Genomic DNA, 12,452 nt, shown 5'->3' with positions numbered 1-12,452 from the left:
CTTATGAAAGCCAGTATTATCCCGACTGAGACTACACCTGCAAAAACGATAGTCACAGGAACCGTATACTCTATCTTATTCACCATCAGCTTTACGCACCTTCTAAATGACATGATGCAGTCGGTCATTCCGGCCGTATATCCTTTAATAAAAACGAATTTTAATCTATCCTTCACACAGATTGGATTAATTACACTTACATTCCAGCTTACCGCATCTCTGCTCCAACCCTTTATAGGCTTTTACACAGATAAAAAACCAATGCCGAACTCCTTAGCTATTGGGATGGGCTTTACACTCATTGGCCTGATCTGTATTTCTCTGGCGACAAGCTTCCTGACCATTTTAATATCTGTCAGCCTAATTGGCATGGGATCGTCTGTTTTTCACCCTGAGTCTTCCCGGGTGGCTTATTTAGCTTCCGGCGGAAAAAAAGGTCTCGCTCAATCCATCTTTCAACTAGGAGGTAATGCAGGAAGTGCAATCGGTCCCCTACTTGCAGCATTGATCATCATGCCTTATGGGCAATTTTATATCATCTGGTTCGCAGTTGCCGCAGTTGCCGCCATCGTGATTCTGAGCAGAATTGGTAAATGGTACGGCGAACATATGCTGCTGCGTACACAAAATCAGGTGAAAGCTGTTAATGACGAGCAACCCGTATTCAGCAGAAAAAGGGTAATCTATTCTATTGTTATTCTGCTGGTATTAATCTTCTCGAAGTATTTCTACATGGCGAGTATGACTAGTTATTTTACCTTTTATTTAATTGATAAGTTTCATGTAACGGTAGAGCAGTCTCAAATGTATCTTTTTGCATTTCTGGCCGCTGTTGCGGCAGGTACTGTCATTGGAGGACCATTAGGTGACCGTTTTGGAAGGAAATATATTATCTGGATTTCTATTCTCGGCGCAGCGCCCTTCACCTTATTACTACCACATGCAGATCTGGCTTGGACGGTAGTACTTGCGGTGTTAATCGGTGTGATTATTTCCTCTGCATTTTCTGCCATTTTAGTTTACGCAACTGACCTCGTACCGGGTAAAGTCGGAATGATCGCCGGTTTATTCTTCGGATTTGCGTTCGGGATGGGTGGATTAGGTTCTGCAGTTCTGGGCTGGCTTGCAGACAAAACGAGCATTGAGTATATATTCCAAATCTGTGCATTTTTGCCGCTTATTGGTATTATCACCATCTTTTTGCCAAATATAGAACAGAAGAAAGTCGTATAAATGCTACCTAAATACCCATCAAAGCTCTTAAATTACATTTGATGCGTATAAAGATTACTATAATTTAATAGCAAGAAAAACAGGCCGGTCCATATAAGAGGCAAATTCCGGCCTGTTTATATTCTATTAATTGTTATACAGCATCAGAAAGAGATGTGAAAGTAAAGTCCCTGATTTTAAGTGGTGGAAGCAAGTAGTTAGCTTCTGATTCTGCACTAACAGTACGCTCGACCTTTCCAATTTCCTCCAGGTTATTCAACATTATAATCGGACTTTCATTAAAACGGAAGTTCTTTACAGGGAATTTGATCTCTCCGTTTTCAATGTAAAAAGTGCCATCCCGGGTTAAACCGGTTAATAATAAAGTTTGAGGATCAACAGAGCGGATATACCATAAACGGGTTACAAGAATCCCTTTCTCTGTACCTTTGATCAATTCAGCAAGTGATTTAGTGCCACCTTCCATAATTGCGCCATCAGGTCTGGGAATAGCTTTAATACCTGTTTTCTGCGCCCAATACCTGGAGCTTGTCAGATTTTTAACAACACCTTTTTCAATCCAGCTTACTTTTTCCTGGGGCCTTCCGTCCCCCGACCATGTACTGGAAGGAAGTTCTGGATTCCAGGGATCTGAGTAGATATTTACCCGCTCATCAACTAACCTTTCTCCAAGTCTGGATTTACCACCGGGCTTACTTAGAAAACTTCTTCCTTCGTCTGCCTGACGTGCGTCCATATCAAAAAGCATATTTTCCAGCATTACTGCTACTGCAGTTGGCTCGAGAATTACGGTATATTTTCCAGGTTCTATTGCTTTGGCAGTAACTGACGACAACGCTTTTTTAGCAGCGACATCTGTATCGAACTCTGTGTTAAGTTTACCGAAGTCGTTATAACCTCTTGTAGCATAACCAGAACCCTTTCCGTCTGCCGTACGCATGGTGATATTAAAGGCCACATCCGAGGAAGTGTTATAGGCAAATAAGCCTTTGCTATTCATCATGGCGCTGTACCCAGAACTATTTTCCAGAAAACCAGCAGCTGTCAACTGATTCTTTTTAGCCACGGCCAAACTTTTCTCTACAGCATCTGCGCGTTCTTTCGGGCCAACACTGGCAGTGGTCTGTGAAAATGTTGGAGACGGTGGTCCATAAGTCTGCGGACCTAAAACCGACATATATTCAGGATTTTCAGGGGCGAGCCTGGCAAGTTCTTCAGCTCTTCTGACAACTTTCTCTAAGGAAGCATCATCGTATTCATTAATCGTCGCGACCCCCAGTTTTTTCCCGAATGCAGAACTAACAACCAGGCTGGTTTTACTAACCCCTCCACTTGTATTAACTGAATTACGGGCGTAGCGGACATTCCCGCCATCAGAACCCTCGATATTTACTTCACATTCGTCAGCTTTTGAATAACTGAGCACTTTCGTTAACAGCGCCTTAGCCTGTTCTTGAGTTAATATAGGCATATATTATCCGATTTTTCTAGCAGTGTTAATTACATTAATTCCGTTAAAACGAGTGGTAGCAGAGCCATGAGAAACAGCACTCACCTGACCAGGCTGACCTTTGCCATCAAAGAAAGAGCCGCCAAGACGATAATCACGCTGATCACAGATTGCAGTACATGAATTCCAGAACTCCTGTGTATTGGCCTGATAAGCTACGTCTTTCAGCATGCCAGTAATCTTACCAGCTTTAATTTCATAGAAAAGCTGTCCGCCAAACTGGAAATTGTAGCGTTGCTGATCAATTGAAAATGAGCCATCTCCAACGATATAGATTCCCTTTTCGACGTTTTTGATCTGATCGGCCACTGTCAGTGGTTTTTTACCGGGCTGCAATGAAATGTTAGCCATGCGCTGGAACTGTACACTGCTCCAGTTGTCTGCATAACAACACCCCTGGGAATGTTCCAGACCAAGAATATGTGCCTGATCTCTGATAGCCTGATAGTTAACCAGCACACCATCTTTGATCACATCCCATTTACCACATTTAACACCTTCGTCATCGTAGCCTACTGCTCCTAAAGTACCCACTTCAGTTTTATCGGCAGTAATATTCACCTCTTTACTACCATAGTTGAATTTACCTGTCTTCCATTTATCGAGAGTCAGAAAACTGGTACCGGCATAATTAGCTTCATAACCGAGTACCCTATCCAGTTCTGTTGGGTGACCACATGATTCATGAATGGTTAACCACAGATTAGAAGGGTCTAATACCAGGTCGTATTTTCCGGGATCGACAGATTTGGCTTTTAATTTTTCTCCTGCCTGCACAGCGGCCTGCTTGGCATCTTCCAACATATCGTACGTGCCTTTATAAAGCGTTCCTGATGCCGTTTGTATTTTATCTTCGGGCCTGCCATCCAGATACTCATATCCCTTACCTATAGGAGTACTTAAAGCATTACGGGTTTCAAATTTACCCGTTTCCTTATTTATTTTGGTGATGAAAAAAGTAGGCCAGATGCGGTGAACATCCTGGTCAATATAGGATCCTTCAGTAGAAGCAAAATACTTTTGCTCATTTACCATAAACAGGATGGAATTAATATAATCCGCTCCACCCTTCATAGCAGCATCATTTACAGACAGCAGGAGATCTACTTTTTCTTTGATTGGAACTTCAAAAGCATTCTTTGTAATCGGAGCCTTCCAACTTACTTCACCATATCCCTGTTGCGGGGCCAGCTGTACCGGTTCTGCCTGAAGCCTGGAGTTTTCCTTCGCAATAGCCACAGCCAGCTCAGCCGCCTTTGCAATACTGTCCTTGTCCATTTTATCTGTTGAGGCAAAACCCCAGCAGCCGTTGGCAATTACGCGGATACCGATTCCAAAAGACTCTGTATTTACAATGTTCTCGACCTTGTCCTCTCTAGTAACCACATACTGATTCAAATAACGCCCCACGCGTACATCTGTATAGGTTGCACCTTTTGACTTTGCAGCGTTAAGCGCAACATCAGACAATATTTTCTTGGCAGCCGGGTCTATGTACTCGAGTGCTTGCTCTGGGGAAATATCATTTCCCCATACCGGTATGGCAGGCAGCATCGCCGCAGCAGCGCCAACCCCGGTTAAATAGATAAAATTTCTTCGTTTCAAAGTAATTGATTTAGGTAAAATAAATATAATACATTTCACTGATTACTAACTCTTTTTATATAAAACACAGATAAGCGTATTTTATGCACTACGTTTTTCGCAGAAGTAACAATAATGAAAGAAATTATTATGCAGCTCATTTTACATAAAACTTTTTCCTATAATCATTCTAAATAACATATATTTGACACCATATTTAACGAATTGGCACATAGAACTCCCATACCATTTAAAGCGCAAAGTATCCGGATAGACCGGGTTACTTTTGAAGTAGTCTATCAGCTCTATTGGGAGAAAGTTTATACCATTCTTTATAATCAGCTGAGAGAAACGGAACCAGCAAGAGAAATTGTACAGGATATCTTCAAGTCACTTTGGGAAAGAAGAGAAACACTGATTATGGAAAATGCAGAGCATTATTTAATCAGAGCCGCCAAACTTAAAGCATTTGAGTACATCAGAAACAAAGTCAGCCGGGAAAAACACATCAACATTAAGATGTCGTCTTGCGACAACTCCACCAACTGCACAGAAGAACATATTCTCTTCAATAGCCTGAAAGGCAAAGTAAATGATATCGTAGATACCCTTCCCTGCCAATGCAAACGTGTTTATAAAATGAGTATGGAAGAAGGTATGGCTAATAAAGAAATTGCGCAGGCTCTGTTAATTACCGAACGTGCGGTTGCCTATCATATAGCCAAAGCTACATCAACACTTCGTCTTGAGCTGGCTGAATACTCCTCCTGACTTTCTATATAGATAAAACACCCCAATACCAGGAAATTTTCCCTAATTTTGTATTACAACCAGCCATGATTAAAATCACTAAAGAACTCATCGAGCGATACCATCTGGACGAATGTACTGCAGAAGAACGTACAGCTGTGGAACAATGGCTGAATGATGATTTTTTTGAAGAGGAAATTGAAAATAAGGAATGTACATTACCCGAAAACCTTCAAAGTGATATATGGGAAGAAATCCGAAAAACAATACCTGATCATACTTCGTCCACTGCAACAAAAACTATAAGGTTATGGCCTAAATTGATTGCAGCCTCCATAGCTTTGGTCGCATTATCTGTTCTTTTTTTCCATAATAAGAAAACCGTTCTGCCAGCCTATACCAGTATAAGAAACAGTGTCTCTGTAAACAATAACACGCTTAATGTGAAGCACATAGATGACGCAGGATACAGTATTGCAATAAGTCCTGGAACCTATGCAAATATCAATTACAGAAACGGCCTGATAGACTTTACCGGTAGTATTATTATCTGTGCAAAAAGGGATATAGAACTTAACATTAAAGGCATTAATAAGAAACTTAAATTCAAAGGCGGTCAGACCTATATCGCGCTCCTTGGAAAATCCCCTAACGATCACACTATCGTTATTAGTACTCAAAACCTAATGGACCTGCCACCATTACTGCAAAAACAAGTTGTCAATGAATTCCGTATTTAACGCTAAACTTTTACCTTAATCCTTATGCCATACCTAGCATGGTCAGTGCTTCGTTTTCCTCTACTCTGCTTACTAGTTATAGGCCTGTTCGGCTCCTGTAAACCGCCGGGCAACGGAAACCAACCATCAGATAAGCATTATAGTCTTTATATCCTTGGAAAAGACGGTGTAGATTATATGCTGGAAACAAATTCACTCGACAAGGGTACGCTCAAACCAGAAGACGATGGTATTAAACTATACGGTTCAGTTATGGATCGGGATATCATTGTACATCAGGGATTCTACTACCATCTAAACAGGAAAAAACCCATTTTTGAGAAATATAAGAAACAAGGAAAGACACTTAAAACTATCGCCAGCATCCCATTGGAGGACTTCTATATTGAAAACTTCAAATGGATTGACGATCAAACACTTTTGCTCACCGGATTAAGCAATAAACAGGCGCTCAAAGTGCGTTATATGTTTTTGAATACTGCAGAGATGCGGGTTATCTCCGCCGGATTTATTCCGGTAGAAGTTCCAGGAAGTATTTACAGTGCAATCTCTGTCGGTATAGTTGAACCTAAAGATAAAGAAGTATTGATAGGTTATACTTTTCACCGGCAAACCAGCGCATCCAGCTACACCACCAGCGACACCACCTACATGGCAGTCTACACATTTCCGGAAATGAAACTGAGGAAACTTACAAAAGATACCAGATCTACTTACCCTGGTGGGATGAATACTATTCAGCCCTATTCTTTTTATGATGAAAAGAAGGATTATTACCTGATGACCTGTCCGGGCATTGCCTTAGGTAACCGAACAGAACTGCCGACAGCAATCATGCGTATTAAAGCCGGAGACACCGTATTGGATCCTGATTACTTTTTTAATATTTCAGATTCGCCAATTAAAAACCATGCTTATGGTATCTGGTACCTCGGGAATGGAAAAGCAATCATACGTTCTGAACGAAAGGATTTATTCAAGGGACTGAATGATCACTACAGCACTCCTCACTTCGAATTCTACATCCTTGATCTTGCAAAAAAGACGACAACTAAACTTGATCTGCCGCTGGATAAGGGAACAAGAAAACAATGTGTTATCGTTCAGGATGACATCGCTTATATTGCTGTCAACTCCCCGAAAGAAGGAAATTATGTCTGGATTTATAATATCAAAGACGGCAGCTTGAAGAGAGGTCTTCAAATGAGCGGACAAACCGATTTTATCCTCAGAATCGATAAACTTCAAGACTAGATCCAGTTAATTCCGGTAACCCCCTGTTGCACAAACAGGTGTATTAGAGATCAATAATCATATTCACATAGAGAATACCCTCATTCATGTAATTTATTAACTAGCTCATTTATACTTGTTTATTTTGATATCGAACCAAAAATAAAAACGATGAAAAATATCTTGACACAAAAATTGAGCTTACAAAGAAAGGTAGTTGTTAAATTAAATAACCAGCCTTCATCTATCCAAAACAAAAATGTAAGAAACAATGGTTTAATGGACCAGAATGCTGAAAATGCCCAGCACAAATTTATGGCCGACAGCGGCGACACTACTATCTTTGATAGTTTTTTCTGTCAATAAAATAATTTAGCTGATCTTTACAGGCTATATTAATCTTTATGTCAAAAGTAGAAGCTGAATATATATTAAAACCCAAATTTCATTATATTTTCTGGATAGTCTTTTTCCTTTATCAGTTCATATCAAATGCGGTACAGGACCCCAGATATGCCTTTTCATTTGTTAGTGTTTTAACCTATGTCAGCTTCTTCTTTACAGTACTGGTTTTTAACTTCTACGCTACAGTATTTTTTTTTGAGATCCTTAAGTATAAACACCTGCCCAGAATCGTCAATATTCTTATATTCATCGTACTGATTCTTACCAGCAGCGCATTGGCTTTACTAAACCAGGGTATTATACAACCCATATTCCTTAACAATTACAACCCGATTAATTACACCAAATACCTTTCCTTCTGGCTCTTTCAATTCATATATTACTTCACTATGGGTGCCGGCTATTTTTTCGTTAAGGAATTTGTCAAAGAGAAAATAACATCAACAAAACTGGCGAATGAGAAAACGGTCATTGAGTCCAACCTGCTGCGTTCCCAGATCAACCCTCATTTTTTGTTTAATACCTTAAATGTGCTTTATGCAAAAAGTATGGTTTACTCAGAAGACCTTGCAGATAAAATCCAAAAACTTTCGGAAATTATGCGTTATGCCTATCTTCCAAAATGGTTAAAAGACGGATCGCATGCACCTGTAACAGAAGAAATCAAGCATATTGGAAATATTATTGAAATCCATGAATTCAGATTAAGTAATAATCAGATCTTCCAGTTCGATACTCAAGGCACATTCACAGACATATATCTTCCTCCCCTAATATTAGTTACTTTAGTAGAGAACATACTCAAACACGGTCATCTCACTGCGGAATACCCTGCTTTCGTAGCCCTTAAACATGAAAATGAGCAGTTCAGTTTCTTCTCTAAAAATAAAATCAAGACAGCAAAGAATCACGAAGAGCACTCCGGAGTAGGTATAGAAAACATAAGGCTCCGTTTAAACAGGAGCTTTCCGGATCAGTTCACCTTTTCCAATGTTGAAGCAGATGGATTTTACTACACTCAACTTACTATAAAACTTCAAAAGACAAAATGATCACCTGCGTAATATTAGACGACGAACTTCCATCAGTAGAGTTGCTTACTCATTTTTGCTTGAAATCTGGTGTATTACAGATAGTTCTTGCAACTACAGATGCTATAGAGGCCCACCATTATATTAAAAATAACCAGGTTGATTTGCTATTCTGCGATATACAAATGCCGGAAATTTCAGGGATTGATTTTGTAAGAAATCTCAAGATCAAACAACAGGTACAGGTTATATTTACCACAGCCTTCAGTGAATATGCAGTTACCGGTTTTGATCTGGAAGCGACTGATTATCTGCTAAAGCCATTTAATTTCGCTAGATTTCTTTCAGCAGTCGAGAAAGCTGAGTCAAAGCTGCTCAGCTCTCCAGTATCTGAAGAAGAAGATCAGCAAGCTGATTATCTCTTTATCAAAGCGGGTGTGAAAGGTAAATATTCCAAGATTAATATGGATGATATTGAATATGTTGCCAGCGATGGAAATTATATAAGCTTGTACCATAATGGCGCAGTTTCTCTTTCAAATCAAAGTTTGAAAGAACTGGAAGCTATTCTACCAAAGAGTAAATTTATGAGAGTCCATAAATCTTATATTATCTCCAAGGCCAGAATTTCAAAAGTACAGGGTTATACGCTCAGGCTGCAAAACCATGATATCGATATCAGTATCGGGGATTCTTACAGGGAGTCATTTTTTAACTTCCTGAAAAGCAGAACAATTTAACCCCTACCACTATCTCCTGCCTTGGGTACAGCAAAATAATCCGATTTTTTTTTCACCAGAGAACCGTATTTCTGTCTGGCCAGCCTGGATTGGTATAGCCTGCTCATTAAATCATAAATGATCAGTTCATGTAACCTGGGTTTAGAAGTTATTACGCGATTTATAGCCATATGAACAAGACTACCGATCAGCGCATCCAGAGAAACCTCCATAGCCGATCTACTTTCGAGTGCTTTCAGGGAGAATGCAATAGGAATCATCTCTTTCGTACGCTCAAACAAACATCTGATTGCAGATAATTCATCTGGATCTTCCAGAAGCAACCCCTCATTTGTTAACCAACGTTCCATCCTTCCACGATGCTGCCGATATTTATGATCCAATTGTCCTTTTAAATTCCGGTCGACTGTGAACTCTCTGGAGAAACTCTCCCTAAAATTATCTGTTAGGCGGAACTTATCCCTAAGAGACAACCCAAAAGAGTTAAACAGCTCATCAATTGACTTCATCGCCCACATCCAGCGAAAATTTTCACTTTCCTCAAAATGAACTGCCTGAATCATATGGACGACCGCTTTACTATCCAGATTAAAGACATCTTCTACTAGGCTTATACTGTTACTGCCGTAACGTTCCAGCTCCCTGTTGTAGGTGTCATTCTGGATCTTCCAGATTAGTCCATTCTCCTGTAAAGGTTCAGACCAGATATTAAAAATCTGAATGATCTGTCCGATATCCTGTATATTTTTAGCGTTGAAACGTACACGCAGATGAAAATCCGGGTCATTATAACGGATAAAGAACCACTTATTCAGGATGCCTGCATCTTCGAGTTCTTCACAAACAGGTTTGATCAGCTGCATCAGAATCTTATCGGCAGATCTGACACCGCAATAGATTTTATAATACAGCCATTCAGAGCCCGTGGCAAATGATCTTTTGACCAGTGGGTTAATTAGCGCAGGAGAAAGTATGTTTGCGTAGGTAGATGTATTTTGCTGTAAAATTGCAATAAACTGATTGGCATATCTTTCCTGTTTAGTATTTGTGACGCTCCGATCTGGCGTAATATATTCCTTTAATAAGGTAAAACCTGTTTTTTTGATTCTCTCCAGCCATACATTCACCAGTAAAGCATTTTCCAGGTCTATATACAACTCATTATCACCCTCGGCGATAAAGACCTCTCTGGGTAACGACCACCGCTCCCTGAAATGCAGGAGTGCATGCTTTTTCTCATCACCTTCCAGACTTAAGAGTTCTTTGGCATGAAGCTGTGTAAAATTCCACTGTGCCAGTGATACAATGATATTCCCATATTTAACCCTTGGTAAACTAGTGTAGATTTTTCTTAAACTACCCCAGCTGAAATGTAAACCTTCTCTTCTACCCTGACATTGCAGATCACAAAGAAACTGGTATATCGGGAGCGGGTTCTTTCCGAAATTATGCGCATTACTGAGCCTTGGAATTATCTCTTTATTAAGTTTGGCTGAACGAAGAACTATTCTGTTATTTTTTAGGGAAATATAAAGGTCACTTAATGCGATCGTCTTTGCATCGGACTTGCTCGGCAACGCAATATATGGTATTTCATATGCCCGGAAAGGCGGGTGGAAAAGAATATTCCCGAGCCTGTTTTCCGGCAGGTGAACTACTTCAGCAAAAAGGATATGTGGTTCCTGCGCTTGTTCCTGTGTCACTATATCTGACACGATATCACTGATTTCCTTATTTCCAGCAGTAAATCTGCCCAGCAGGTTTACTGCACTCGACCCTCCGCAACTTTCAACATAGATTTGCTTATCTTCCAGCATCCGGAATACCACAGGAAGAGAAGTCGGAAGATTATTCCATTGAACAGCAGAATCACCTATATCCTTGTCAGTAAGAGTAATAACATTACCCTTTTTTGTTAGCATTTTTTCATGAAGCATCTGCTCCATTTCATTCCAATACATAGGTTTTACCGAAGAACCTGAAGAAGTTAGCACAACATCGTCTATTAGCGGCGTAACATCCTGATTAGTGGAAGAATCTACATATCCGATACCATTCTCCGTATCCAGAACCTGAAGCAAGGGAAGTTCTTTATCCTCATATCTGCTGTAAAATTTCTCTCGGAAATTTTTAAGATTTGAATTTTCCTTTACAGGAGTTAGTCTGTTAAGGAAAGTAACTGCGTTCGCAAGTTGATTTTTAACTGCAGAATTCAGCGCTCCTGAAACCTGTTTCCTGTATAAATCGGTATGAAATAATTTCGCCTCTTCAAAAGGGATTCCAATTAACTTAACTAACCGGACAATCTCGGTAAGACCATCCATTCTCTCAATTTCATGCTGATCGATCCGTATAAGGAGTTCGGAGACCTCGTGTAAATTTAAACGCAGCGAAAGTGATCCTGCATCATGTAAGACAATCCGGTCTAACACCTTGATTATTTTTTCCAGGTGATCTTCCCCTATTGTCGTGGGTTCCAGTTCGGATACCAAAAGCTGCGCATCGATAAGTTCATCAATAAAAACGTCGATCTCCTGATCTCCATATCCTTGTTCACCTTCCTTTAGCAAATCCTGAATCCGGGAAATTGTTATCCCGTTTATTCCACGTTGGAATAATTCGGCAAGGAACTCCTGATAAACTACTTCGCTGATCTGATAATGACGTTTGTCATTTTTAAATGTATATTCTACATACCTCCAATCATCTCCAATTTTACAAATACTATTATTACTAAAATAAACCAATTGTGCGCGAATTTCCGGAACGCTAACCAGATGTCTGACCAACGTGCATATATACTCCATATCAAGACGGGAATGTGTATCGATATGGCCTTCATCCAGAATAATTCCGTGATGAGCTTCTGCAAAACTACTAACGTGACACCCTGCAAAAAGGCCGAAAGGAGTTGGTCTGGTCGCCATTCTATATTGATATTTCAATAAAGATATATGGAGTCTTCTCGTATCTTTTTCAGTAAAATTTTTAAATCTTTTATATTTTAAACACTCTTGATGTAATGATGCTGAGGCCATGTATACAGCGTCCATAAAAACATTATCTTCCAGCAAGGTCTGAAGTTCGCCAGCTACCGACGCCAAGTGTAGCCTTGGTGTACGTACGATAAGTTTATCATAGAATTGAATACTGGTACTCATATCATTATGGTTGATGAATCATAAGACCAATGTAGAACAGTAAACGCTAAGCATGAAAGTTATTA

General features: G+C 39.9%; 10 protein-coding genes. 7 read left to right on the top strand and 3 right to left on the bottom strand.

Going from position 1 to position 12,452, the window contains the following annotated elements; translation table 11 throughout:
• The first annotated feature begins 3 nt into the window (after positions 1–3).
• On the top strand, positions 4–1,233 hold the full coding sequence (locus tag BM192_RS10555) for an MFS transporter (protein ID WP_037444424.1): 1,230 nt from the start codon (positions 4–6) through the stop codon (positions 1,231–1,233).
• Between the two features lie 133 nt (positions 1,234–1,366).
• Here BM192_RS10555 and BM192_RS10550 read toward each other — a convergent pair whose 3' ends face one another.
• Together BM192_RS10550 and BM192_RS10545 are read right to left on the bottom strand one after the other, a co-directional pair.
• Positions 1,367–2,704: a TldD/PmbA family protein gene (locus BM192_RS10550; protein WP_037444427.1), complete on the bottom strand. Its 1,338-nt coding sequence runs from the start codon at positions 2,702–2,704 to the stop codon at positions 1,367–1,369.
• Positions 2,705–2,707: 3 nt separating this feature from the next.
• Positions 2,708–4,348 (bottom strand): TldD/PmbA family protein, encoded by a 1,641-nt coding sequence (locus BM192_RS10545; RefSeq protein ID WP_037444542.1) that lies wholly within the window; start codon positions 4,346–4,348, stop codon positions 2,708–2,710.
• Positions 4,349–4,552: 204 nt separating this feature from the next.
• On the opposite strand from BM192_RS10545, the gene BM192_RS10540 reads away from it, so the two are divergent.
• The 6 genes from BM192_RS10540 to BM192_RS10515 all read left to right on the top strand — a co-directional run bounded on the left by BM192_RS10540 (position 4,553) and on the right by BM192_RS10515 (position 9,226).
• Positions 4,553–5,098, top strand: a complete 546-nt coding sequence (locus BM192_RS10540; RefSeq protein ID WP_201771421.1) for a sigma-70 family RNA polymerase sigma factor — start codon at positions 4,553–4,555, stop codon at positions 5,096–5,098.
• Positions 5,099–5,163: 65 nt separating this feature from the next.
• Complete coding sequence (locus BM192_RS10535) at positions 5,164–5,817, top strand: hypothetical protein (RefSeq protein WP_037444429.1); 654 nt, start codon at positions 5,164–5,166, stop codon at positions 5,815–5,817.
• A gap of 24 nt (positions 5,818–5,841) precedes the next feature.
• Positions 5,842–7,071: a DUF4374 domain-containing protein gene (locus BM192_RS10530; protein ID WP_051760236.1), complete on the top strand. Its 1,230-nt coding sequence runs from the start codon at positions 5,842–5,844 to the stop codon at positions 7,069–7,071.
• 150 nt (positions 7,072–7,221) lie between these two features.
• Positions 7,222–7,416 carry a hypothetical protein gene (locus BM192_RS10525; RefSeq protein WP_037444432.1) on the top strand — a complete coding sequence of 65 codons (195 nt, stop codon included), beginning with the start codon at positions 7,222–7,224 and terminating at the stop codon, positions 7,414–7,416.
• 38 nt (positions 7,417–7,454) lie between these two features.
• Positions 7,455–8,507, top strand: a complete 1,053-nt coding sequence (locus BM192_RS10520; protein WP_037444435.1) for a sensor histidine kinase — start codon at positions 7,455–7,457, stop codon at positions 8,505–8,507.
• Positions 8,504–9,226, top strand: a complete 723-nt coding sequence (locus BM192_RS10515) for a LytR/AlgR family response regulator transcription factor (protein ID WP_037444438.1) — start codon at positions 8,504–8,506, stop codon at positions 9,224–9,226. Before BM192_RS10520 ends, BM192_RS10515 begins: the two co-directional genes overlap by 4 nt.
• Here the strand turns inward: BM192_RS10515 and BM192_RS10510 are convergent.
• Complete coding sequence (locus BM192_RS10510) at positions 9,223–12,387, bottom strand: lantibiotic dehydratase (protein WP_037444441.1); 3,165 nt, start codon at positions 12,385–12,387, stop codon at positions 9,223–9,225. The two genes, BM192_RS10515 and BM192_RS10510, sit on opposite strands and share 4 nt — an antisense overlap.
• Positions 12,388–12,452: the final 65 nt, after the last annotated feature.

It is taken from the genome of Pedobacter antarcticus (assembly GCF_900112985.1).
Lineage (GTDB): Bacteria > Bacteroidota > Bacteroidia > Sphingobacteriales > Sphingobacteriaceae > Pedobacter > Pedobacter antarcticus.
The sequence above is the reverse complement of the archived record's forward strand: the minus strand, read 5'-3'. Positions and strand labels throughout refer to the sequence as shown.

Coding starts and splice junctions, on each gene's coding strand:
- BM192_RS10555 (WP_037444424.1), top strand. CDS start 4: ATGAAAGCCAGTATTATCCCGACTGAGACTACACCTGCAAAAACGATA.
- BM192_RS10550 (WP_037444427.1), bottom strand. CDS start 2,704: ATGCCTATATTAACTCAAGAACAGGCTAAGGCGCTGTTAACGAAAGTG.
- BM192_RS10535 (WP_037444429.1), top strand. CDS start 5,164: ATGATTAAAATCACTAAAGAACTCATCGAGCGATACCATCTGGACGAA.
- BM192_RS10530 (WP_051760236.1), top strand. CDS start 5,842: ATGCCATACCTAGCATGGTCAGTGCTTCGTTTTCCTCTACTCTGCTTA.
- BM192_RS10525 (WP_037444432.1), top strand. CDS start 7,222: ATGAAAAATATCTTGACACAAAAATTGAGCTTACAAAGAAAGGTAGTT.
- BM192_RS10520 (WP_037444435.1), top strand. CDS start 7,455: ATGTCAAAAGTAGAAGCTGAATATATATTAAAACCCAAATTTCATTAT.
- BM192_RS10515 (WP_037444438.1), top strand. CDS start 8,504: ATGATCACCTGCGTAATATTAGACGACGAACTTCCATCAGTAGAGTTG.
- BM192_RS10510 (WP_037444441.1), bottom strand. CDS start 12,387: ATGAGTACCAGTATTCAATTCTATGATAAACTTATCGTACGTACACCA.